The organism is Microvirga brassicacearum, assembly GCF_008757455.1.
GTDB classification, from domain to species: Bacteria; Pseudomonadota; Alphaproteobacteria; order Rhizobiales; family Beijerinckiaceae; genus Microvirga; species Microvirga brassicacearum.
Genome location: NZ_VCMV01000006.1, coordinates 38,418 through 62,884 on the forward strand (window position 1 = coordinate 38,418; position 24,467 = coordinate 62,884).

General features: G+C 63.9%; 18 protein-coding genes. 11 read left to right on the forward strand and 7 right to left on the reverse strand.

Annotation, left to right across the window (positions count from 1 at the left end; all coding sequences use genetic code 11):
- Window position 1: 1 nt before the first annotated feature.
- Both FEZ63_RS04920 and FEZ63_RS04925 read left to right on the forward strand, forming a co-directional pair.
- Window positions 2-1,219, forward strand: a complete 1,218-nt coding sequence (locus FEZ63_RS04920; RefSeq protein ID WP_150942525.1) for an acyl-CoA dehydrogenase family protein — start codon at window positions 2-4, stop codon at window positions 1,217-1,219.
- A complete protein-coding gene (locus tag FEZ63_RS04925; protein ID WP_150942526.1) occupies window positions 1,198-1,656 on the forward strand; it encodes a RidA family protein in 459 nt (152 codons plus the stop codon). Before FEZ63_RS04920 ends, FEZ63_RS04925 begins: the two co-directional genes overlap by 22 nt.
- A 9-nt stretch (window positions 1,657-1,665) precedes the next feature.
- Here the strand turns inward: FEZ63_RS04925 and FEZ63_RS04930 are convergent, their stop codons facing one another.
- Window positions 1,666-3,216 carry a B12-binding domain-containing radical SAM protein gene (locus FEZ63_RS04930; RefSeq protein WP_150942527.1) on the reverse strand — a complete coding sequence of 517 codons (1,551 nt, stop codon included), beginning with the start codon at window positions 3,214-3,216 and terminating at the stop codon, window positions 1,666-1,668.
- Complete coding sequence (locus FEZ63_RS04935) at window positions 3,200-7,294, reverse strand: AAA family ATPase (RefSeq protein WP_150942528.1); 4,095 nt, start codon at window positions 7,292-7,294, stop codon at window positions 3,200-3,202. The genes FEZ63_RS04930 and FEZ63_RS04935 overlap by 17 nt, the downstream gene beginning before the upstream one ends.
- Before the next feature lie 80 nt (window positions 7,295-7,374).
- Here FEZ63_RS04935 and FEZ63_RS04940 point away from each other — a divergent pair, with 80 nt between their 5' ends.
- The 3 genes from FEZ63_RS04940 to FEZ63_RS04950 all read left to right on the forward strand — a co-directional run bounded on the left by FEZ63_RS04940 (window position 7,375) and on the right by FEZ63_RS04950 (window position 10,826).
- Window positions 7,375-9,081, forward strand: coding sequence for an amidohydrolase family protein (locus FEZ63_RS04940; RefSeq protein ID WP_150942529.1), 1,707 nt, complete (start codon window positions 7,375-7,377; stop codon window positions 9,079-9,081).
- Window positions 9,082-9,159: 78 nt separating this feature from the next.
- Window positions 9,160-10,077 carry a class I SAM-dependent methyltransferase gene (locus FEZ63_RS04945; protein ID WP_244622648.1) on the forward strand — a complete coding sequence of 306 codons (918 nt, stop codon included), beginning with the start codon at window positions 9,160-9,162 and terminating at the stop codon, window positions 10,075-10,077.
- Window positions 10,074-10,826, forward strand: a complete 753-nt coding sequence (locus FEZ63_RS04950) for a pseudouridine synthase (RefSeq protein ID WP_150942530.1) — start codon at window positions 10,074-10,076, stop codon at window positions 10,824-10,826. The genes FEZ63_RS04945 and FEZ63_RS04950 overlap by 4 nt, the downstream gene beginning before the upstream one ends.
- Here FEZ63_RS04950 and FEZ63_RS04955 read toward each other — a convergent pair.
- Window positions 10,823-11,473: an MBL fold metallo-hydrolase gene (locus FEZ63_RS04955; protein ID WP_150942531.1), complete on the reverse strand. Its 651-nt coding sequence runs from the start codon at window positions 11,471-11,473 to the stop codon at window positions 10,823-10,825. The genes FEZ63_RS04950 and FEZ63_RS04955 overlap by 4 nt on opposite strands.
- Before the next feature lie 149 nt (window positions 11,474-11,622).
- Between FEZ63_RS04955 and FEZ63_RS04960 the strand changes: the two genes are divergently transcribed.
- The 4 genes from FEZ63_RS04960 to FEZ63_RS04975 all read left to right on the forward strand — a co-directional run bounded on the left by FEZ63_RS04960 (window position 11,623) and on the right by FEZ63_RS04975 (window position 15,848).
- Complete coding sequence (locus FEZ63_RS04960) at window positions 11,623-12,735, forward strand: S-(hydroxymethyl)glutathione dehydrogenase/class III alcohol dehydrogenase (protein WP_150942532.1); 1,113 nt, start codon at window positions 11,623-11,625, stop codon at window positions 12,733-12,735.
- A 184-nt stretch (window positions 12,736-12,919) separates the two neighbouring features.
- Complete coding sequence (locus FEZ63_RS04965) at window positions 12,920-13,435, forward strand: hypothetical protein (protein WP_150942533.1); 516 nt, start codon at window positions 12,920-12,922, stop codon at window positions 13,433-13,435.
- A 130-nt stretch (window positions 13,436-13,565) separates the two neighbouring features.
- A complete protein-coding gene (locus FEZ63_RS25890) occupies window positions 13,566-14,435 on the forward strand; it encodes a tellurite resistance TerB family protein (RefSeq protein WP_150942534.1) in 870 nt (289 codons plus the stop codon).
- A 96-nt stretch (window positions 14,436-14,531) separates the two neighbouring features.
- Complete coding sequence (locus FEZ63_RS04975; protein WP_244622649.1) at window positions 14,532-15,848, forward strand: AmpG family muropeptide MFS transporter; 1,317 nt, start codon at window positions 14,532-14,534, stop codon at window positions 15,846-15,848.
- 21 nt (window positions 15,849-15,869) lie between these two features.
- Here FEZ63_RS04975 and FEZ63_RS04980 read toward each other — a convergent pair whose 3' ends face one another.
- The 4 genes from FEZ63_RS04980 to xylF form a co-directional block, all read right to left on the reverse strand.
- Entirely contained in the window at window positions 15,870-16,622 is a 753-nt protein-coding gene (locus FEZ63_RS04980) for an SDR family NAD(P)-dependent oxidoreductase (RefSeq protein ID WP_150942535.1), read from the reverse strand.
- A gap of 32 nt (window positions 16,623-16,654) precedes the next feature.
- A complete protein-coding gene (locus FEZ63_RS04985; protein ID WP_150942536.1) occupies window positions 16,655-17,434 on the reverse strand; it encodes an ATP-binding cassette domain-containing protein in 780 nt (259 codons plus the stop codon).
- Between the two features lie 11 nt (window positions 17,435-17,445).
- Window positions 17,446-18,750, reverse strand: a complete 1,305-nt coding sequence (locus tag FEZ63_RS04990; RefSeq protein ID WP_150942537.1) for a sugar ABC transporter permease — start codon at window positions 18,748-18,750, stop codon at window positions 17,446-17,448.
- Window positions 18,751-18,881: 131 nt separating this feature from the next.
- A complete protein-coding gene (gene xylF, locus FEZ63_RS04995) occupies window positions 18,882-19,928 on the reverse strand; it encodes a D-xylose ABC transporter substrate-binding protein (RefSeq protein WP_150942538.1) in 1,047 nt (348 codons plus the stop codon).
- 226 nt (window positions 19,929-20,154) lie between these two features.
- Here xylF and FEZ63_RS05000 point away from each other — a divergent pair, with 226 nt between their 5' ends.
- Complete coding sequence (locus FEZ63_RS05000; protein WP_150942539.1) at window positions 20,155-21,363, forward strand: ROK family protein; 1,209 nt, start codon at window positions 20,155-20,157, stop codon at window positions 21,361-21,363.
- Window positions 21,364-21,437: 74 nt separating this feature from the next.
- Entirely contained in the window at window positions 21,438-24,431 is a 2,994-nt protein-coding gene (gene polA, locus FEZ63_RS05005) for a DNA polymerase I (RefSeq protein WP_150942540.1), read from the forward strand.
- Window positions 24,432-24,467: the final 36 nt, after the last annotated feature.

Below are 24,467 nucleotides of genomic sequence, written 5' to 3' on the forward strand. Positions count from 1 at the left end.
CGTGATCGATTCGAGCTTTCTGTCCTGGCCATTTTTCGAGGAGCGGCACCGGCACTTCGCCAGATCCCTCAGCGCTTGGACAGCCGACGAAATTCGCCACAGCGTCGATCATCATGATGTGGATGCCTCATGCCGCGACCTCGTCCGCAGGCTCGGCGAGGCGGGATGGCTCAGAGCCACCGTTCCGGAGGCCTATGGCGGCCTCACGCCGACTTACGACGTGCGGACGCTCTGCCTTGCCCGCGAGATTCTGGCCTATCACGATGGCCTTGCGGATTTTGCTTTCGCCATGCAGGGCCTCGGTACCGGGCCGATCACGTTGTTCGCCTCGGACGAAATGAAGCAGCTTTATCTGCCGCCGGTGATGCGCGGGGAGGCGATCGCGGCCTTCGCGCTTTCGGAGCCTGAGGCCGGCTCCGATGTGGCGGCGATGAGCACGATGGCGGCGCCCGACGGGGCCGATCACGTGCGGATTGATGGTCTCAAGACCTGGATTTCCAACGGCGGCATTGCCGACCATTACGTGGTCTTTGCGCGGTCGGGCGAAGCACCCGGTGCGCGCGGATTGTCCGCCTACATCGTCGACGCGGATACGCCCGGCCTCACGATCGAGAGCCGGATCGACGTCATCGCGCCGCATCCTCTCGCGACCTTGCGCTTTGACGGCTGCCGGGTTCCTGTCACAAAGCGCGTCGGTGGGCCCGGTGAAGGCTTCAAGGTCGCGATGGCGACGCTCGACGTGTTCCGCGCCACGGTCGGCGCCGCCGCCCTCGGCTTCGCACGCCGGGCCATGGACGACGCCTTGATGCATGCGTCCTCGCGACAGCTTTTCGGAGCGCCGTTGTCGGATCTTCAGATGACGCAGGCTGCCTTGGCCGACATGGCGACGGCGATCGATACCTCCGCCCTCCTCGTCTACCGCAGCGCCTGGACCAAGGACCATGGCGCGGCGCGGGTGACCCGCGAGGCTGCGATGGCCAAGATGCACGCGACCGAGTGCGCCCAATCGGTGATCGACAAAGCCGTGCAGATTTTTGGCGGCCTTGGCGTCACGAAGGGGGTGAAGGTCGAGGAACTTTATCGCGAAATTCGTGCATTGCGCATCTATGAAGGCGCGACCGAGGTGCAGAAGATCGTGATCGCCCGCGAGTTCATCAAGATGACGGACGCCGCCCGTTCGGCGCGCGAAGGGAAGACATGCCAGGAAAGATACCCGTGACCGCCCGCACATCGCCCGCCGACCGGCTCACCGCTGGCGGCGCCGAAGTTCTGCACCCGAAGAACTGGCCGGTGCCGCGCGGCTATTCCAACGGCATGATGGCCGAAGGCAAGTTCGTCGTCACCGGGGGAATCATCGGCTGGGACGAGAGCGGCAATTTCCCCGAAGGATTTGTCGCGCAGGCGCGCCAGACCTTCGAGAACATTTGCGCGATCCTCGCGGAGGCCGGCGCCGGGCCGCAGCACATTGTGCGCCTTACCTGGTACGTGGTCGACATCGACGATTATCTCGCCAATCTGCGCGAGCTGGGACGCGCCTATCGCGAGGTTCTGGGAACCAACTACCCGGCCATGGCCCTCGTTCAGGTGGTGCGTCTCGTCGAGAAAAAGGCACTGGTGGAAATCGAAGCGACGGCCGTTCTTCCTGTGAAATCGTGAAGCCGCCCGTCAAACCGGCAGCCCGGCGTCGATCGCACGGGCGGGCGAAGATGGTGTCGCATTCGCCAGTATGTGGGCATGCAAGCCACCTTCGGCATCCGTGATCATCGTCGGAAGAAAATGATCGCGGTAGATCTCCCCGACGGGCAAGCTCGGTCGGTAAAGGGGCCCGAGCGGCTGGGTCGTCGTGACGTATGTCAGGGTTTCGTCGCGATGCGGCACGAGATGTCGACGGTTGTGGATGATCTGCGGAAAACAAAGACGCGCGGCATTGCCGACGGAGGCGATCATCTGACGCGCTGACAGCGAATGACGGTAGGATTTGTAGAAGCCGAGGCTGTGCCGGAGGATGTCGCGGCTATGCCCTCCGAGTTTCTCCATGTTGCGCACAAAGGGCACGACGGCTTCGAGATCGTCGATCGGCTTCGTCATCAGCGTGAAACCATCCATGTCCCGCAGCTTCGCGTGCGGCAGAAACCGTCCCTCATGGGCGCAACTCTGAAAATAGGGCGTACCCAGCAACGGGATCGTCAGGCTGAGAAATGCCGGCAGCGGAATCGATGGCGTGCCAAGGATCGCAGACAGCTCCCGGCGCATTGCGCCGAGCCTCTGCGTCGAGGGATCGAAGATGAGGCCGTACTGGAAGACGATGCCGGCCTCGAGGCATGACTCGATCATCCTGATCTGCGGCTGAATCAGATTCTGTTTTTTGTTGTAGACCTTGATCTGCTCGTCGCTGAGGCTCTCGACCCCTGAAAAAAGACCGAGACATCCGGCCTTGCGCGCCCGCACGAGATTATCTGGATCGGCAAAAAAGTCGCTCGTGACGAGGGCGATCCAGCCGGGCACGACTCCTTCGCGCCGAAGGTCGGCGAGAAGATCGAGTTTCTGCCGGAAGAACGACCGGTCATTGCCGTAAAAATTGTTGTCGACGAATAACAGAATTTTCTTGCGCCGCTGAGACCGGATCTGCCGCTCGATGGACGCCAGATCGTACGTCTTGTAGGACCGTCCCTCACCCGTCAGCGCGCAGAACGTGCATCGAAAATTGCAGTAGCGGCTCGATTCGACGTAATTCACCGGGCCGCCCCAGTTCAAGAGATCGAACCGCGGTTCATGCCACTCGGGCACGGCCGCGGCGCCGAAGACCTCCAGGGCGATACCCATCAGGTCCTCGACATCCCCCTGGCAAGCGTAATCGAAGTAGTGCGCGCTGAATGACGGCAGGTTGCGAACGGCGGGGCCGCCAGCCACCACAACGCAACCGGGCGAGAGCGTGCGCGCATAAGCGGTGAGCTGCTTCATCCGGTCGAACGAGGAGGTGACGCCGGTGAGCACGAGCATGTCGGGCCACGCGAGCGCCTTCTCGTTCAGAAGGGGGCCGCTGTGAAATTCACTGTAGAGTTTGACGTCCACGTTGTTGCGGTCGAATGCCCCGGCGAGAAAGGCATGGCCGACGCCCTGAGGCACGAAGTGCGGTCGGCCATGTGGGTTGCGCGTCTCGTCGAAATGCGCCAGCACCACGAGCACCCGCGGCTTGCGTTCAAGCGTTTTCCACACGCGAGGCCTCCATCAGTTCGCGCCATTCCGACGCGCGCGCAGGGAGAATCCGGCGCACGACGCCCGCAGCCGTGAGGTCATCACCGGTGATGGCAGAGCCGGTCGCACGCAGCCGTTTGAGCGCCTCGCAACCATCGACAGGCATTTCCCACCTGATCGCTTCCTTGAGCGCGTGCCGCCACAGGCGCGCAGCCTTCGGCAGGCGGCCTCGCGCAAAGGCAAGATCGCCGCCACAAAGGCAGGCGCGCGGTCGTCCGATCGGATAAACGCGGGCAAAGTGCCTCAGTTTGATTTGCGAGACATGCGCAAGCTTCCGGCAGATCTCCCGGACTGCGGGCACGTCCGAGCCGCCCTCATAGGCAGCGGCGGTTGCAAAGATCGCGCTCAACGCCGGAAGCGTTCGAGACTTCATCGCCGGATTGATGGCGCCGAGATAGGAACCGGCGCGCTCCAGCCAATCCTTGCCCTCCGCGCCGGAACCGGTCTCAAACGCGTCCGCCGCCAGATAGGCGGCCGCCTCGAGGCGGTGGATCATCTCGATGCCGGCCGAATGTTCCTCCACGAGCGTTCGCAATTCATCACGGCATTCGCGAACGGCCTGTGCGTTTCCCACCACCGTGTAGCCTCGCAACGCGGCAACGAGGCCGCAGCCAAGCACCTGCAGGTCGTCGCGACGTTTTCCGGTCGCCCGGATCGATTCGACGAGGTCCACCCACGCGGCTTCGCCCGGGTAGATGGGCGTGAGGAACCACGGACTTGTGATGGTCTCCAGGCTGACGGCGATCTCCGACCATCGCCGCCAATCACCCATGCGGGATGCATGATCGAGACCCATTTCGAAATGGCGCTGGGCCGAGCGCCATTCGGCCACGCTGGTCTCATAGAGCCCCGTCAGCAAGTGCACCTGCGCATCCGTAGCGGAGTTGCCGACGCGTTTGGCCACGCGCGAGGCAAAACCCAGATAGGTTTTTGCCTGTCCCCGCAGCGGAATGACACCACAGATCGCACCGAGACTCGCATAATTGACCGCAAGGACCGGCGTGATCCACGGGTATCGCTCGGCGAGGTTGGTGGCGCGCAAGGTGGCGTGGAGCAAGCGCGCCTTCTCGCTCCTGAAATAATAAATCTGGGTCAGATCTTCGTGCGCCTTGGCGGCGCGGAGGAAAGGATCGCCTCGGGGGATCGAACGAACGACGTCTGCGGTGTCGATCCATGTGGTGGCCGAACGGCGCAGGCGGCGCAGCATCAGGCCGAGCATCTGACGCAGGAGATCGGCGACCAGCGCCACCGGGCCCCGCGGCAACGGCAGATCGAGCAGCGGCAGTGCCTGCTGATAGGCTTGCAGGGCCGCATCGACCCTGCCGAGATTGAGATTAGCCTCCCCGACCAGCAAATGCGCCATCGCCCGCCGCGCGTTCGGGACCTCCAACTGGTCCTCCGCCGCAATGGTCAGGAATTCTTCAACGAGGCTGATCGCCGTGGCGTTATCGAATTGGCGCAATCGAAGTTCCGCCACTTGGTCGAGATACTCGAAGGCCTTGCGTCTGTCGCCCGCGCGTTGCCACTGGGTCAAGACAAACGGAAGGCTCTCGGTCTCCAACCTCCCACGCTGTTCGCGCGAACGGGCGATTGCGGCATGCACCTCGCGGCGGTGTTCCAGGAGCATGCTCTGATAGACCACATCGCGGATGGTGGCGTGGCCGAAGACCAGCCGCTCTGGCGCGTGCGTCGCGGGCTTCAACAACTGGCGGCCGAGCAGGTTCTTGATACACGGCTCGACGTCGATATTCGCCGACTGGATGATGTCGGTACAACGAACATCGTCGGTCGAGAAATCGGCCCCGGCTGCGCTGGCAACTTTCAGGACCACCTGTTCGTCTGGCGGAAGCATGTCCGTGCGGCTGAGAATGGCCGCGCGGGCCGATTGCGGCAACGCCACCTGAGGAGGCTCGCGCAGCGCAGTACTGTCACCGAGCACGGACGGACGCCGTTGGTCGATGACGCGGCACAACTCGGCGATGAAGAACGGATTTCCCGCCGTGTGATCCCAGATCAGCTCGCGCGTGGCAGCCGACGCATCCGCCGGCTTTAGGGAGCGTCGAACCAGCTCCATCGTTCCTTGCTCGTCGAGCGGCTCGATCTGGAGACGGGTGAACTCTTCGTCGCCCATGATGTCATCGCAAACGCCAAACTCTCTCGAGGTCATCAGAATCGGAATGCGGCCGGGGTGACGGACCAAATCGGCGATCAACGCCAACGATGCGGGATCAGCCCAGTGCAGATCCTCGAGGATGATCACTGTCCGCACAGCATCCCGCGAGTCGAGCAGGAGATCGCAGATGAGACGGCGTAGGCTCTCGGCTCTCGAACTGCCGGGCAGCTGGTCGACCGGCGCGCTCTCGGCCGGCCCGAGGTCGAAGAGATCGCGCAATAGCGGAACCAGCGGCAAAAGCTCCTCGCGGGATTTAAGGTGCTCCCGGATTGCCGCCAGCGCCTCGACGCCTCGTTGCTCCTGCAGCCTGAGGCGGTTTCGAATGATCGACCGAAATGCAAAGTAGGGCGTTCCGCGCTCGATATCGTCCGCGGCGCCATACAGCACACGGATATCCTGCGCGCGACACCGCGCCATGAACGCCTCGACGAGCGCCGATTTGCCAACGCCCGCCTCGCCGACCATGACGATCGGACGCGGTCGAGGCTTGGCGTCGAGAAGGGCGTCGAGAGCCCGCAATTCGGTTTCCCGGCCGACGAGGTCGTGACCTTCGCGCGCGCCGCTCTTGTCGGTCGGGCGAACAGCAACGAAGGATCGGATCGGCACCCGCAGGCCCGGAACCTGAATCGACCAAGGCCCATCGAATGTCGCAAAATTCCCCGCCGCGCTTGCGGTCGTTTCATCGGTGAGAATTCGCCCGGCCGCTGTCGCCGAAAGGCGCGCGCCGCGATTCACCGCTTCGCCGATCACCGTGTATTCGGCGCGATGCGGCGCGCCGATCGCCCCGCAAAAGGCCTCGCCAGTCGCAACGCCGATCGACAAACGCATGCCGTCATGTCGGTACGCGGATTGCAGCCCGAGAGCTGCCAGAACGGCTCGTCTCGGATCGTCGCGATGCGCGCTTCCTGGCAGGCCGAAGACCACGAGCACCCGCAATTCTCCCTCGCAGGCGTCGATTCTCAGGATCTCTCCGTTGAAGCGCGCGATCTGCCGGTGGAGGCCCGCCAGCACCTCGTCGAGCCGCGGGAGATCTTCGATGAGGCCGGGCTCGGCGATTCTCACGAACGCCACCGTGACGGTCCGCAATTCACCCAGCCAGCGAGACAGCGACGAGGCCAACCTCGATCTCAAACCCGGCAGCAGATAGCGTTCAGGGTCGATCTGTCGCGCAGGCGGCTCGTCGGGGGTCTGGTAGATCGCGCTCGCCATCGCCGGCGGCAGATCGACCGTCAAGAGGCGGACCGACGCATTCTCGGTCGCGGTCCCCTCCGCATGCGGGCCCAGAATGTCCCATGCCTCGTCGTCGATCAGGATTTCGCCGCTTTCCGCCAGAGCCGTGCAACGCAGGACCTGATCGAAGGCGGGGCCGGTCAGGATCACGCGCCGGGTTTGGGCTTGCGTCATCAGGTGGAGCAGGTGGGTAGCGCCGGCAGCCACTCCGGAACGGATGGCGAGCACCTCGCCGCCGACCTTTTGCCCCCCCGCCCGCTTGTGCAGGACCTGCGCACAATAGCAGGCGCGCCACGCGGCGAGCGCCAGGTCCTGATCCGACCCGGCCTTCCAGCCGGCGACGATCGAATCTCCCTCGAAGCTCAGGACGCGCCCGCCCTGCTGCTCGGTAAGCGCCACGAGCCTCGTGACGAAAGTATTCAGCACCTCGCTGATGTGTTCGGCGCCGGCACTGCCGCCGTCGCGGGAGAGCTTTGCAGTCAGCCGTGTGAACCCCGAGATGTCAGTAATCATCAGGGCACCGAGATGCACCTCACGTAGCGGATCAACCGCATCTTGATTGTATTCGTCGGACCAATCGAGAAGTGTACCAGGAACAAAGCGGGTAAGACTGTCCGGCGATGAGTCGACATTCATCAAGCCATCCCCAAATCCGGGAAGTTATGATAACATCACTTAATAACCCAAATAGATAGGGAAAAAAGGGGTAAAGGTTGATGTTCGAAAACGAAATCAGCCGCCGCCGTTTACTGGTCGCGTTGGGATCGGCGGGGGCTATCGCGGGGCTCCCCTCCTGCGCTCATTGGCAAACCGGCAATGTCTGCTCCCCCGACCTCCGCACCGGCGACCCGAACAAACCCCTCACCATCGACATGCACGCTCATGTGTTCAACGCCTCCGATGTGCATGTGAATCGGCTTTTGACCGATGTCATCGGGCGCGACAGTGAGTTCAAAGGCGCGATCGATTTCCTCAGCGGCCCTATCCAAAGTCTTTTGTGGACCCATACCCCGGACTACAACAAGGAAATGCGGGGCGTCGCGCGGCTCAAGGAGGCATTCGATTCCTGCCAACCCGGGCGTGCCTTGTCCGACGGCGGAGTGAAGTCGGTTGCCGACGATCTCCGTCGGGAAAGATACGACGACACCGTTCAGGAGTTACGGAACGCGAACGCCAGACAAGCGCGGTCGTTGAGAACCGGGCAGGCCGCGGATATCGCTCGCCTCCTCGATGACCTGCCAGAAGCCGACACGTATTTCGAGCACGGGCCCCGCCTACGCGCGCTCCGTGCTCGCGGGCGCGAGGTGAAGGTCGACGGCGTTTTGGCTTTCATTATCTGCCAAGGCCAGTATCGCTGCCTGAACTGGCTCGAATACGTTCGCGCGATTGGCTCCAGCCCAAAGCGGGACGTGGATTTGGCAGTCGCCCATTTGCTGGATTTCGACTGGCCGCTCGGAGGAGGGTCCCCGACCGCCACGAGCGTTCAAGACCAGATCAGACTGATGTCGCAAATCAGCATTCTGTCGCGCGGGCGCATTCACGGTTTCGCGCCGTTCTGTCCCATGCGCGCGGTCATGCATCGGGGTCCCTTCTCGCCGCTCGAAATGGCCCAGGATGCGGTCCACAAAAAGGGCTTCATCGGCATCAAGATCTATCCTCCGATGGGATTTGCGCCCTACGGAAACGGTAAGATCCATCGTCAAAAGCCGGATTTCTGGCAGCGCCCGTGGCTGCCCGCCAGCCTGCAAGCGGTGCCGGACCTCGGCGATCAGCTCGACGGAAGACTGGCAGAGCTCTACCGGTGGTGCGAGGATTTCGACGTGCCGATCATGACCCACACCATCCAGTCGATGGGCACCTGCGATGATTTTGAAGAATTGGCAACAGCCCGCCATTGGAAAGAAGCCATCACTCTCTTTCCTCGTCTGCGGGTCAATTTCGGCCATTTCGGCGATCCGCTGCAGGATCGAAAACCGCCCTATACGAAGCCCTATATCGATCTGATGCGCAAAGCGGGCCAGCGCGGCGAAAACCTCTACGCCGATTCAGGATATTTCAGCGAGGTCCTCAGCCGTCCGAAGGAACTGAGCCGCAAGCTGGCGGAGTTGCAGAACTACTCGCTGGCGGTTGGTTCGGCCCCCCTCTACGACCGCCTCATGTTCGGCACCGATTGGAACATGGCCAGCCTGATCGGACAAAAGGTCCGGTCGTACCTGTCAAGTTTCGAGACCGTGCTTCAGGGCCTCGACCCCTCTGCCAGCGACCGCTTCTTCGGTGCCAACGCCGCGACCTTCCTGGGCTTGCGGCAGAACGGCAAGAATCGGCAGCGCCTCGATCAGTTCTATTCCCTGAACGGAATTCCCACACCGCTCTGGATGAGGAAGATTGACAAGCCGCAGGCCTCGCCGAGAGCCATTTCCTGACCCGCCGGTCAGACCGGTATCCACGCCGCCCGATGATGCTCTATAGGGACACGATCATTGACCGTGGACAGGATTATCGTGGACCAAGCAAGACCAGAAGGCCTCTATGGCGTGCCGCCGACCGATCTTGCCGATCGACCGGAGGGGGCGATTCAATTTTCGCCGCTGATGCCGGGCTCCCAAAGCATCGAGGCGCAAGAGACGGGCTCACTGGCGGGCATGCTCATGCTGGCGCCCCCCGGCACCATGGAGCGGCGATACGTCATTGCGCACGCCTTGCGCGCGGTCGCGCCCAGTGGACGCCTCACGGTGCTGGCGCCCAAGGACAAGGGCGGCTCGCGGTTGGGCAAGGAACTGGTGGCCTTCGGCTGCGAGGTCGCTGAAACCGCGCGCCGCCATCACCGTATCTGCGTCGTCACGCGTCCCGACGCGCTCGTCGGTATCGACGCGGCGATGACTGAGGGCTCCCCGCGGCTTCTTGAGGATCTGGGGCTCTGGTCCCAGCCGGGAATTTTCAGCTGGAACCGTGTCGATCCGGGCAGTGCGCTCCTGGAACAATACCTCCCGGCCTTCTCAGGACGTGGGGCGGATCTGGGATGCGGCATCGGCTATCTGTCGCGGCCGATCCTGCGGTCTGCCGACGTGCAGCACCTGACCCTGGTCGACATCGACCGCCGCGCGGTTGAGGCGGCGCGCCGCAATGTCCAGGATTCGCGCGTCGATATCGATTGGAGCGATCTTCGCGGATCTGCCCCCGAACTCGCATCTCTCAACTTCGTCGTCATGAACCCGCCCTTCCATGATGGCGGCGCTGAGGACCGCGCCCTGGGCGCGAGTTTCATCCGCAGGGCGGCCGCTATGCTGCGCACCGGCGGCTCATGCTGGCTCGTGGCCAACCGCCATCTGCCCTACGAGGCCGAATTGAAACCCCTCTTCAAGCGCGTCGTCGTCATCGTCGAGACGGGGGGCTACAAGATTTTCGAGGGGCGCAAATGAGCAAGCTGCCAACGACGCTTCGTCTCGACAGGCTGCTTGCGAACCTCGGATACGGTTCGCGCCGGGAAGTCCAGAACATGGTGAGATCGGGCCGTGTGACGCTCGACGGCGCCGAGCTCGACGATCCGGACCAGCGCGTGACCGTTGCGCCGGACCTTTCCGAACGCATGCGCGTCAACGGCAAGCCGCTCGATCCGCCGCCCGGTCTGACGCTCATGCTCCACAAGCCGCTGGGCGTCACCTGCTCGCATAAGGAAACCGGCCCGCTGGTCTATGACCTGCTCCCCGAGCGGTGGCGCCGCCGCGACCCCGCCCTGTCGACCATCGGCCGTCTCGACAAGGAGACATCCGGCCTGCTGTTGATGACCGACGACGGCGCGCTGCTGCACCGCATCATCTCTCCGCGCAGCCACGTGTCGAAGCGCTACCACGTGACTTTGGATCGACCGTTGCGTGGCGACGAGGCCGGCATCTTCGCCTCCGGAACGCTGTTGCTGGAGGGCGAGGACAAACCCCTGCTGCCGGTCCCGCTGGAGACGCTCTCGGAACGAAGCGCCACGGTCACGCTGATGGAAGGACGCTACCATCAGGTCCGGCGCATGTTCGCCGCGGTTGGAAACCACGTCACCGTGCTGCACCGAGACCGCATCGGGTCGCTCGACCTGCCGGACGATCTCGGTCCCGGCCAGTACCGGGTTTTGGGCACGGCCGAATTGGGGCGGGTCCTGCCGCCGAAGGTAAACCTCTAACGCTCACCCCCTTGCAGGAATGGGTTCGTGCGGCGCTCGGCCCCGATCGTGCTCGTCGGCCCGTGGCCACAGATGAACGCCACCTCGTCGCCGAGCGGCAGCAGCTTGTCGCGGATGGAGCGGATCAGCGCCGCGCCATCGCCGCCCGGCAAGTCCGTCCGCCCGATGGAACCCTTGAACAACACGTCGCCGACGATCGCAAAATGCAGCGTGGGCGCAACGAACGCCACGCTGCCGGGCGAATGGCCGGGGCAATGCAGAACATCCAAGGTGAGATCGCCGATCGTCACCTGGTCGCCGTCGCGCAACCACCGATCGGGCGTCACCGCGCGCGCATTGGCGATCCCGTAGCCGCGGCCGGTTTCGGGCAGTTGATCCAACAGGAAGCGATCCGCCTCGTGCGGGCCCTCAATTGAAACGCCGAGCTCGTCCTTCAATTCCGCCGCCGCGCCGGCATGATCGATATGGCCGTGCGTCAGCAAAATCTTTTCGACCGTGACCCCATTCTGCGCAATCGCCTCGCGTATACGGTCGAGATCGCCACCCGGATCGATCACCGCGCCTTTCTTGGTTTCGTCGGACCACAGCAAGGTGCAGTTCTGCTGGAACGGCGTGACGGGGATGATCGCAGCGCGGAGATCTGACACGGTCTTGGTCCTCGAGGAGTTCTATGGTCCGTGACGACATACAACAGCGTTGCCCCATGTGAAGCCCTTTGGCTGCAAATGCCCTTCTCTTGACCTCACTTGCCGCAGGTTCCCATAGTCCGCCAGAGAATCATCAAGGATCGAGCATCATGGAAACCAGGGCCGCCGTCGCATGGGAAGCAGGCAAGCCGCTCACAATCGAGACCGTCCGGCTCGAGGGCCCCCGCCAGGGAGAAGTCCTGGTCGAGGTGATGGCGACCGGCGTTTGCCACACGGACGCCTACACGCTGTCGGGACTCGATTCGGAGGGGAAATTCCCGGCCATTTTGGGCCATGAAGGCGCCGGCATCGTGCGCGAGGTCGGCCCGGGGGTCACCACGCTGAAGCCAGGCGACCACGTCATTCCGCTCTACACGCCGGAATGCCGCCAGTGCAAAACCTGTCTGTCGCAGCGCTCCAACCTCTGCACCTCGATCCGCGCCACCCAAGGACAGGGCGTGATGCCCGACGGCACCAGCCGGTTTCGCTGCGATGACGCGCAGGTGTTCCATTATATGGGCTGCTCGACATTCGCGAATTTCACCGTGTTGCCGGAGATCGCGCTGGCGAAGGTCCGCGAGGACGCGCCGTTCGACAAGATCTGCTACATCGGATGCGGCGTGACGACCGGCATCGGCGCGGTGATCTATACCGCCAAGGTTTGGCCGGGCGCGAATGTCGTGGTGTTCGGCCTCGGCGGCATCGGGCTCAACGTCATTCAGGGCGCGCGCATGGTCGGCGCGGACAAGATCATCGGTGTCGACATCAATCCCGGCAAGGTCGAGATCGCGAAGAAATTCGGTATGACCGATTTCATCAATCCGCGAGAGGTGGGCAACGACAAGGTCGTCCAGGCCATCGTCGATCTCACCGGCGGCGGGGCCGATTTCTCGTTCGACGCGACCGGCAATACCGACGTGATGCGCCAGGCCCTCGAATGCTGCCATCGCGGGTGGGGTGAGAGCATCATCATCGGCGTCGCCGAGGCCGGCAAGGAAATTGCCACGCGGCCGTTCCAACTCGTCACCGGCCGTGTCTGGAAAGGCACTGCGTTCGGGGGTGCGCGCGGCCGCACGGACGTGCCGAAGATCGTCGACTGGTATATGGAGGGGAAGATCAACATCGACGATCTGATCACCCATACGATGCCCCTCGACGAGATCAACACGGCCTTCGATCTCATGCACGAAGGCAAATCGATCCGTTCCGTCATCGTCTACTGATCGGGAGATCGCCTGGCTCTCGAAAGCGCGCAGCTTCGGCGGCGCGCTTTCGCTGGGTGTTTCAACGCACAGAGAGGCACCTTCCGCAAAGGAATAATTGGTCAGAACGATAGAGTGTAGCTTTTAGCCGATAAAACGGTTAGGAAGCGCTCCATCGGAGCGACATTCGCCAAAGGCATCGATCATGGAACAGACGCGCGAGCCCCTCTTCACGCCGGACGCCGGCAAAATTGTCGGCAAGGCAGTGGGCCTCACGCAGGCCGCATTGGCGTCAGATGCCGGCAAGGCCGTGCGGAGCGTCATCGCGCAGGGGCCTGACGGCCTGATGCAGCACTTGTCGCAGGCGGCGCAGAAGCACACCCATGATCCGGTCACACAGGCGCGGCTCCTGCTGGCGGAGCAAAGCCAGAATTTCGACGTGATGCGCAGCGCGATCGGGAAGATCGGCACCTCGCTCGCTCACCTCAACGAAACCGAGTCGCAGGCCCAGCACCCGCACGCGACAGCCGTCCTGAACGCCCAGGCCGAAGCCATTCAGGGGCTGACCTTGCTGGTGCTCAAAGGGCAACAGGTGCAGACGGAATTGATCAACGCGGTCGACGGGCAGGCGGCACGGGCCGGGTCCTCGGGCATGCCCAAATGGATCTATTACATGATGGGCGCCATGATGGTCTGGAGCATGCTCGGCATGATCTTCTAGGCCGGCTGTCGCATCGGGCGAAATCTCGCCATTTCCGTCGTTAGACCTTCCCGCCCCGCAAAAGAACTTGCGGGCGTCCCGTTTTTAACTATCGTTTTTCGCAACATTCCATGGGTTCGTGGGGGAATTCATGTTCGACGCCAAGAAACTGCTCGAAGCTCTGGGAACGCCCGCAGCGCCTCCGGCCGCGCCGGTTGCAGCGGCTGAGCCTGCGCCCCCGGCGGCCAAACCCGCCGCAACGCCGGCTCTCGGAGCAGGCACGATCCTGAGCGACCTGATCGGGCTCGCGAACCGGCCTAGCCCCCCGCCACCCGATACGCCCGCTGCCACCGGCGAGGCGGTTCCGAAGCCGGCCAAACCCGCCGCGCCCCCGCCAGCGGATTTGACGGATCTGCTTCTCGGCAAGGCCCAGGAATATCTGAAGACGCCGCAGGGCAACGCCGTGGTGACGGCGGCCGTGATGGGATTGACAAAAATCGTCGTCAATTCGGAAACCGGCCGCAAACTCGGCGCGAGCGCCATGAGCAAGGGCACGGCCCTGTTCAACCGTCTGGTAAAGAAGCCCGATCATGATCCGCTGCTGATAGACGGGCAGGCCGCTGAGTTACCCCTCGCTCTGTCGGCGCCGGAGCCCGCCGCCGCTGGCGATACGGCGCTGCTCGTGCTGCGGGCGATGATCGCCGCTGCGGCATCGGATGGCCGTATCGACGAGGCTGAACGGGCGCGCATTCTCGGCGCGCTGAAAAGCGCCGGAATCGACGGCGAAGGCGCTCGCCTGATCGAGCACGAGCTCGACCATCCGGCAAGCGCGACGGATCTGGCAGCTGCCGCGAAGACTCCCGACATGGCCGTGCAGGCCTATACGGCGGCGCGACGTATCATCACGCCGAACAGCGTCGACGAACGGGTGTTTCTGGCGCATTTGTCGGCCGCTCTGGGCCTCGACCCGCGCGTGGTCGCCCACATCGACGCGCATGCGTCTGGACCGGTTCAGCGGTAGTTGCTAACAGGCTGACGACCGCCTGTGAGATCGGTTTCTCCGACGAGCCTGACGTTTCACGCGGGATTTTGGCCGTTCCGAATTGAAGGTTGGTTGATGACCGAAACCCGTCGCCGTCTCAGCCTCCGCGATGTCCTCACCGATGGTCGCATCGCCCTCATGCTGCCGCTCGGCTTCTCGTCGGGGCTGCCGTTTCTTCTCGTCTTCAGCACGCTTTCTGCCTGGCTTCGCGAGGCGGGAATCTCGCGAACCGAAATCGGCATGCTGAGCTGGGTCGCACTCGCCTATTCGTTGAAATTCCTCTGGGCCCCCATCGTCGATCGCTACGATGTGCCCATCCTGGCGCAACTTTTGGGGCGGCGGCGCGGTTGGATGGTGCTGGCGCAGCTCACCACCGCCATCGGGCTGGTGGGAATCGCCATGAGCGACCCGGCGACAAGTCTTGGCCTCACCATCGCGTCAGCGCTCCTTGTCGCCTTTGCGTCGGCGACGCAGGATGTGGTCATCGACGGCTGGCGCATCGACGCCACCTCGACCGATCGCCAGGGCATGATGGCCGCGAGCCTGCAACTGGGCTATCGGCTGTCCCTGATCTGCGCCGGCGCCGGTGCGCTCTACATGGCCGAATTCGTCAATTGGCGCAGCGCCTATCTGGCGATGGCCGGCCTCATGAGCGTCGGCCTGATCGCCGCCCTGATCGCGCCGCGGGTCGATCTCGTGCCTGCGGCCAAGCGGCTTTCGTTCGGCGGGGCGATCGTCGAGCCGCTCACCGATCTCTTCCGGCGCAAGGGAATGATCCTGGTCCCGATCCTCCTTCTCGTCGCGTGCTTCCGTCTCCCGGATTTCGTGGCCGGCGTCATGGCGAACCCGCTTTATATCGACCTTGGTTTCTCCAAGGCCGACATCGCCAACGTGTCGAAACTCTACGGCGTCTGGATCGGCATTGCGGGGGCGTTCGCAGGCGGAATCGCGCTCACCCGCATCGGGCTGTGGTGGACGCTGCTCATCGGTGCCGTCGTCGCCGCATCCTCGAACCTGATGTTTGCGTGGCTCGCCAACGAGGGCGCACGGCTCGATCTGCTGGTCTTGTCCATCAGCATCGACAATTTCGCTTCGGGCTTCGCCGGTTCCGCGCTCGTCGCCTACATGTCCGGCCTCACCGCACCGGGCTTCGCCGCCACCCAATACGCGCTGCTGAGTTCGCTCTATGCGCTGCCGGGCAAGCTGATCGGCGGCAGCTCGGGTGCGGTCGTCGACGCCTATGGCTACCCGGTCCTTTTTACCGCCACCGCCGCCATCGGCATCCCGCTGGTGGTCCTTTGCTTCATCGTCCGGCGCGACACGATGAAGACCGAGCACGAGCGCGATGCGGCCGATGCGGCGGCGCCCGTCGAGGCGGCAACGCGGGCGTAACCCGCCGGCCGAGCCGAACGCTCACACCCAACCGCCATCCACCAGATAACTCTGCGCGGTGATGGCGCTTGCGTCATCCGAGGCCAGGAACAGGGCCACGCGCGCGACATCCTCCGGCATCAGGTGACGCTTCACGCATTGCCGCTTGAGCAACTCGGCCTCGCCTTCGGGCGTGAGCCACAGGTCGATCTGGCGCTTGGTCATGATCCAGCCCGGCACGATGGAATTGACGCGGATGTGCCGCGGGCCCAACTCGCGCGCCAGCGCCCGCGTCAGGCCGACGACCGCCGATTTCGCGGTCTTGTAGGCGGCAAACGAATCCTCGCTCACGAGATAGCTTGTGGAACCCATATTGATCACCGATCCGCCGCCGGCCTTGTCCATGTCCGCGAGCACCGCCTGGGTGGCGAAGAACTGGTGATCGAGATTGGTGGCGAAGCGTTCGCGCCAATAATCCGGCGTAACCTCATCGATGGTATGCCGATCGTCGCGGGCGGCATTGTTGACGAGGATCGTGATCGGACCAAGCGCCGCGCTCACGCGACCGATGGCGTGCTGCAGCGCCGGGATGTCGCGCACGTCGTTATGCTCGAAATGCGCGTGCTCGCCGAGACGTTGCGCCAGCGCTTGGCCGGCCTCGGCGTTGTAGTCGAGAATCCCGACGCGGCAGCCCTGCGCATGAAAAGCCTCCGCGACACTTTCGCCGATGCCGCTCGCTCCGCCGGTGACGAGAACCGTTTTGCCTTTGAGAGAACCATAGATCGTCTGGGTCATCGTTCGTGCTTTCGTCGTTGCAGCGGCGGCAATCAGCTCGCGCCGGGGCCGGGCTTCGCGCCTGCTGGGCATTTGCCAAGGATGATCATGCCAAGCACTTCATCCTGCGTCACATCCGTGACCTTCGCGGAACCGACGAGCTTGCCGTTCTTCATCACGCTGATGCGATCGGCAAGTCCGAAGACGTCGTGAATATCGTGGCTGATGAGGAAAATGCCGATGCCTTCCCGCTTCAGTTGCAGCACGAGATCCGCCACCTGCTGCGTTTCCTGCGGCCCCAACGCCGCGGTCGGCTCGTCCATGATGAGCACGCGTGCGTTGAAATAGATCGCGCGCGCAATCGCCACGGATTGGCGCTGGCCGCCCGAGAGTGCTTTCACCGGCTCCTTGAAGCGGCGAAAATGCGGATTGAGCCGCGCCATCACCTTGCGGGTCTCGGCCTCCATGGTGGCGTCGTCGAGGGTGCCGTAGGGCGTCAGCACCTCGCGCCCGAGGAAGATGTTGCCGGCGGCGTCGATGTTATCGGCGAGCGCCAGCGTCTGGTAGATCGTCTCGATGCCGTGCCGTTTGGCATCGCGCGGCGTCGAAATGTCGGCGCGCTCGCCATTGACGTAGATCTCGCCGCCGTCGGGCTGGTACGCGCCGGACAGGATCTTGATGAGGGTCGATTTTCCCGCCCCGTTATGACCGAGCAGGCCGACCACTTCGCCGGGATGCAGATCGACCGTCACGTCGTCGACAGCCTTGATGCCGCCGAACGCAATGGAGATGTCGCGCATTTCGATGAGCGGAGTTGTCTCGATCGGCTGCATGATGCCCTCCCTCACTTGATCCGGCGGCGATAGAGGCTGTCGAGCCAGACCGCCAGCACCAGCACGGCGCCCACGACGATGTTCTGCAGCGGCGTATCGACGCCGAGCAGCACCATGCCGGATTGCAGCGACTGCATCACCAAGGCGCCCAGGACGGCGCCCGCAATGGTGCCGACGCCGCCTGCAAGCGACGTGCCGCCGATCACCGCCGCGGCGATGACGTACAATTCGTCGAGCGCGCCTGCCGAGTTGGTTGCCGCGTTGAGGCGCGCGGTCGAGATGCAGGCCGATATCCCGCACAGCACGCCCATGAGGCCGAACACCTTCATGAGCGTCCAGCGCGTGTTGATGCCGGACAGTTCCGCCGCTTCAGGATTGCCGCCGATGGCGAAGACGTAGCGGCCGAAGCGCAGTCGTTTCGCCAGGAAGGTCATCAGCAACGCCACCACGACGGCGATCACCACCGGCAGCGCAACGCCGTGCGGAATGAACAGGCCGCCCTCCGGCCACGCGATCCCGTTCTCTTCCGCCCAGCGCCGGGCGATTCCCCCCGGCAGCGGATAGGCGTTCGCGAGCGACGCTGCCGCAATCACCGCCGCGCAGGCGAAAGCCGCGATGGAGGCGTCGGCCCAGCGGGGACGCAGCGGAAATCCGAAGCGGATGCGGCGCCGCCGCGAGAGCCCGAGCCCGACGATGATCAGCCCGCAAGCGATGGCGGCGATGATCCACGTGGCATTCGCCCCAAGCGCGCCTTCGACGCCGCCGCCGAAAGCCTTGAAGCGACCATCCATGGGCGCGATCGTCTGACCGGTCGTGACCCACCATGCCGCGCCGCGCCAGACCAGCAATCCGCCCAGCGTGACGATGAAGGACGGGATGGCGAGATAGGCGATCATCCAACCCTGAAACAATCCGATCAACCCGCCGACCGTGACGGCCAGCAACACGGCGATGGGTGCGGTGAGCCAATGGCCGAACCCGAGCCATCCCGGCAGCCATTGCACCTGCACCACGCCGATGATCATGCCGACGACACCGAGGATCGCGCCGACCGAGAGATCGATGTTGCGCGTGACGATGATCAGCACCATGCCGGTGGACATGATGGCGATGGAAGCCGTCTGGACCGACAGGTTCCAGAGATTGCGCGGCGTCAGGAAGACGCCGCCCGAGAGAAGATCGAAACCGATCCAGATGACGGCGAGGGCACCCAGCATGCCGAGCATGCGGACGTCGATTTCAAGCCGCGACAGAATCGAGCCTTCCGTCGTCCCCGGCATCGTCTTGATGGCGCTCGGCAGAGTCGGTGCGGTCATGAGAGGACATCCTGCGATCAGGCGTCATTCCGGGGCGGGCAAAGCCTGCAATCCATGGTCCGGCGACATTCGCCGCGCGCATGGATCGCCGGCGCTTGCCGGATCGCCCCGGAATTACGAGGGACGCGAGCCTAGTTGCAGGCTTTCACCGAACCGGGCTTCACGCCTTGGCAAACGACGTCCTTCGTCACCCAGCCGGCATCGATCACGACGTTGAGGTTGTCCTTGGTGATCGGCACGGGCTTGAGGAAGATCGCCGTCATGGCCTGTTTCTTGGGCCCGAGATTCCACGCCATCGAACCCTTGATCTCATTCAGCTTCTTGCCGCCGGCAAGTTGCAGCGCGACATCGGCCGCCGTGCTTCCGAGTTCGCGCGCATCCTTGAACACCGAGACAGTCTGCGTGCCTAGCGCGATGCGGTTGAGCGCTGCCTTGTCGGCATCCTGACCCGAGACCGGGACCGAGCCCGCGAGCCCTTGCGCCGCGAGCGCCGCGATGGCGCCGCCCGCCGTGCCGTCATTGGCGGCGATGACCGCGTCGACCTTGTTGTTGTTCTTGGTCAGGAACTGCTCCATGTTCCGCTGCGCATTGGCGGGAAGCCAGCCATCCGTATAGGCCTCGCCGACGTTCTTGATCTTGCCGGCATCGATGGCGGGTTTCAGAATTTCCATCGAACCCTGGAACAGGAAATTGGCGTTGGGATCGGCGCCCGAGCCCTTGATGAACACGTAATTGCCCTCAGGCTTCACCTTGAAGACCTCACGCGCCTCCATGCGCCCGACCTCGACATTGTCGAACGTGAGATAGAAGACCTGCGGGTTCTCGATGAGGCGATCATAGCCGACGACCGCGATCCCTTCCGCCACCGCCTTGTCGACGGCCGGACGAACGGCTTCCGAATCCTGCGCCAGGACGATCAGCGCCTTTGCGCCCCGCGCGATCAGGCTCTCGATGTCGGTGAGCTGCTTGGCGGGCGAAGATTGCGCATCGGCCGACACGTAGGTCCCGCCGGCCTTCTCGATCGCGCCCTTGATCGCGGCCTCATCGGTTTTCCAGCGCTCCTCCTGGAAGTTCGACCAGCTGACGCCGACCACCGGGCCTTTCCCTTGGGCGATCGCACTGGACGTCGACAGGGCAAGCGCCGCAACGCCGATCAATACGTGCTTCTTGGACAACATGGCTTCCTCCTTGGGCAACGCTTCCCTTGCGCGAAGCCCTGTGTGTCGTGGCACGCTGTCCTCTTCAAACGGGACGCATGGGCTCAAGGCATGCCATCGGTATTATTCGAGCAGAGAAATAATTATCCGGGGAAACGCGATCTTCAAGCAGCAAATCTCTTATCATTTGGTCGAATCTTGGCCATTATCGTATTGTTTTTTTCATCCAGCGAATAAATAGAGAACGATGTCCTCTCTGGCGCTCACCCCACGCGAAACCGCCCGCAGGCGGCTTCTCGACTGCCTCCGGCGGGAGGGGCCCCTGGCGCGGGTGGAAATCGGCCAGCACCTCGGCATGAGTCCGGCAAGCGTCTCCGACCTCACCGCGAGCCTTCTCGACGAGGGCATTCTCGTGAGCGACGAGACCGGCGACGCAACCCAAGGCCTGATCCGCGGCCGGCCGAAGGTTCGCCTCTCGTTCGCCGCGACCCTGGGCTCGGTCGTCGGCGTCTGGACGGGATTCAACCGGATCGAATTACGGCTGGTAGACAGTGCCGGACGCAACCGGGCGAGCCGGCACGTGGAACGGCCCCTGCGCAATCTCGAAGCCGACGAGCTCATGGATGTTCTCGCCGATACCATCACGGCCTTCGCCCGCGACAACGACGCAAACAGCGTCAAGGCCGTAGGTCTCGCCTGCCAGGGCTACGTCGATACCCGCGACGGCGTCGTTGCCTGGAGCCCAGTCCTCGGCACCCGCGATCTGCCGCTGGCTTCGGGCTTGAGCCAGCGTCTCGGCAAGCCGGTGCTGATCGAGAACGATGCCAGCGCCATGGCGTTCGCCATCACCCAGCGCGACCCCGCTCTCCGCTCCGGCCGCACGGCCTGCCTGATGATCGGCGACGGCGTCGGCCTCGGCTTCCTGGTCCAGGGCGAGCTCTATCGCGGCGCACGCTCGGGCGGCAGCGAGTTCGGGCATGTGCGCCTGAGGCGGAGCGGCCCGCAATGCCGCTGCGGCGGGCGCGGCTGCATCGAGGCATTTCTCGCCGATTACGCGCTCCACCGCGACGCCCAACTCATCGACCATCGTCCCGCTCCGACCCTGCTCATTCCGAGCGAGGACGCGATGAACGCCGTCGTGGCGCAGGCGCGGTCCGGCGATCCCGCGCTCCTCAACCTTTTCCGCGAGGCCGGCGAGGTGCTGGGGGATGCGGCCGGAATCCTGATCCAGACGCTCGAACCCGACCATATCGTCATCTGCGGCCCCGGAACCCGCGCCATGGACCTGCTGCGCCCCTCCTTCGACGCCGCACTCGAATCACAGACCATCCCGGAATTGCGCTCTCTGGCGACCATTCATGTGGTGGAATCGTCCATGGACATCCTCACCGAGGGCGTCGTCATGCAGGCGCTGAGAGAGATGGACCTCGATCTGGCGCGATTGAAAGCGGCATAACGGGGCAGCGCCATAGCCACCGGGGCCCGAAAACATTATCTGTGGGGACACACGCCTCCTTACGAACGAGACCCATGGCTTCATCCCGTCCCGTCGCTGCCGGCGACCAGGTCTTCCTGGTCGACGGCTCATCCTTCATCTTCCGGGCCTACTTCCAGTCCATGAACCAGGATTCGAAGTACAACACCCGGATTTCGGACGGCATGCCGACCGGCGCCGTGCGCCTGTTCGTCACCAAGCTGCTGCAATTCATACGCGATGGCGCGGCAGGGCTGAAACCAACCCACCTCGCGATCGTTCTCGACAAATCCGAGGGCTCTTTCCGCAAGGAGCTCTATGAGGATTACAAGGGCCACCGCCCCGACCCGCCGAGCGATCTGATCGTGCAGATGCCGCTCATGCGCGAGGCGATCCGCGCTTTCGGGCTCGATCCCATCGAACTGGAACGGTACGAGGCCGACGACCTGATCGCCACCTACACGCAGGAGGCCAAGGCGCGCGGCGCCAACGTGCTGATCATCTCATCCGACAAGGACCTGATGCAGCTCGTCGGCCCGCTCGTGTGCTTCTACGATTTTGAATCGGGCGCGAAGGGAAAGCCCGGCTACCGCGCGGAGCGCAACCTCGACGAGGCTGCCGTCACGGAAAAATGGGAAGGACTTCCGCCGGAGAAGATCGGCGACCTGCTGGCGCTCATGGGCGATTCCTCGGACAACGTGCCGGGGGTGCCCGGCATCGGCCTGAAGACCGCCGCCCAGCTCATCAAGGAATTCGGCGACCTCGAAACGCTGCTCGCCCGCGCCGACGAAATCAAGCAGCCGAAACGGCGCGAGACCCTGATTGCCAATGCGGACATGGCGCGGCTCTCGAAAAAACTCGTGACGCTCGATTGCGAGGCCCCGCTGCCGGTGCCGCTCGATGCGTTGCCGGTTCCCGACCTCGATGCAAAATCCCTCATCGCGTTCCTGAAGGCGATGGAGTTCAACACCATCACCCGCCGCGTCGCCGACCTCTACGAGGTCGATCTCGCCGCCATCGAGCCAGACCCGCGGCTGATGCCCGGCGGCGCCTCGATCAGATGGGAGCGTCTCGGCGCGACCGACACGGCAGCGGAAGGATCCAGTCCTGCCGCGCCGGTAAGCGGCGAGGCCGGACCGAACGGGTTTGTCGGCACGCCGTCGCAGCTCGCGGCGCAGCGTGCCACCCATGCGTCGTCACAGGGGTTCGATACCGCCTCTTATGAGACGATCATGGATATCGAGGTGCTCAAGAGCTGGGTCGCGCAGGCGCGCGAGCAAGGTTACGTGGCGCTCGACACCGCCACCAGCGCGCTCGATCCGAACCTTGCCGATCTCGTGGGGATTGCGCTCGCCCTCAAGCCCGGACGGGCCGGCTACGTGCCGCTTCAACATCGCGGCGATTCGGATCTGTTCGGCGGCGGCATGCTGCCGGGGCAGATCCCGCTCGCCGACGCGCTGGCGGTTCTCAAGCCATTGCTCGAGGATCCGTCGGTTCTCAAGATCGGCCAGGATATCAAATACGACTGGGTGATCCTGTGCCGCCACGGCATCGAGGTGCGCCCCTTCGACGACACGATGCTGATCTCCTACGTGCTCGATGCCGGCAAGGGTCCGCACGGCATGGACGAGTTGGCCAGACGCCATCTCGGTCATTCGCCGATGACGTGGGCCGAAGTCGCGGGCACCGGCAAGGGCAAGGTGTCGTTCGAGCGCGTCGAACTCGACAAGGCGACCGCCTATGCGGCGGAAGACGCGGACGTCACCTTGCGCCTGTGGCAGGTGCTGAAGCCTCGCCTGCCGGCGGAAGGGCGCGCAACCGTCTATGAAACGCTCGAGCGCCCGCTGGTGGACGTGATCGGCCGGATGGAAATGCGCGGCATCTCGGTCGACCGCCAGATCCTGAGTCGACTTTCAGGCGATTTCGCCCAATCGCTGGCGCGGCTGGAAGATGAGATCCAGGAGATCGCGGGCGAAAAGTTCAATCTCGGATCGCCGAAACAGATCGGCGATATCCTGTTCGGCAAGATGGGGTTGCCGGGTGCAAAGAAAACGCCGTCGGGCCAATGGGCGACCCCCGCCACGTTGCTGGACGAGCTGGCGCAGGCGGGGCATCTGCTGCCCGAGAAAATTCTCGAATGGCGGCAGCTCTCGAAGCTGAAATCGACCTACACCGACTCGCTGCAGCAGCACATGCACCCGCAATCGAAGCGGGTGCACACGTCCTATGCGCTCGCCTCGACCACGACGGGACGCCTCTCGTCGTCCGAGCCCAATCTGCAGAACATCCCGATCCGCACCGAGGCCGGCCGCAAGATCCGTCGCGCCTTCGTGGCGCCGGAGGGATCGAAGATCATCTCGGCGGATTACAGCCAGATCGAATTGCGCATCCTCGCGCACATCGCGGACATCCCGCAATTGCAGGAGGCGTTCGCGCAAGGCATCGACATTCACGCCGCCACCGCGTCGGCCATGTTCGGCGTCGCCCTCGATCAGATGAATCCGGACCTGCGTCGTCAGGCCAAGACTATCAATTTCGGCATCATCTACGGCATATCGGCGTTTGGGCTGGCGCAACGTCTCAGCATTCCGCATGGGGAGGCCGCAACCTTCATCAAGCAGTATTTCGAGCGCTTCCCCGGCATCCGCGCCTATATGGACGACATCAAGAAGATGACGCGGGAAAATGGCTATGTGACGACCCTGTTCGGCCGCGTCTGCCATTATCCGCAGATCAAGTCGGGCAATCCCAACGAACGCGCGGGCGTGGAGCGACAGGCCATCAATGCGCCGATTCAAGGCACCGCAGCCGACATCATCCGCCGCGCCATGGCCCGCATGGAAGGAGCCTTGAAGGCCGAGCGCCTCTCCGCCAAGATGCTGCTGCAAGTGCACGACGAACTGGTGTTCGAGGCGCCGGACGACGAGATCGCCGCGACGCTGCCGGTGATTGCGCGCGTGATGACGGACGCACCGTTCCCCGCCGTAGCTTTGAAAGTTCCGCTCGGCGTGGATGCGCGCGCGGCGCAGAACTGGGACGAGGCGCATTGAGACACCGAACCTCCTCGCGCGCAGGAGCGTTCATCT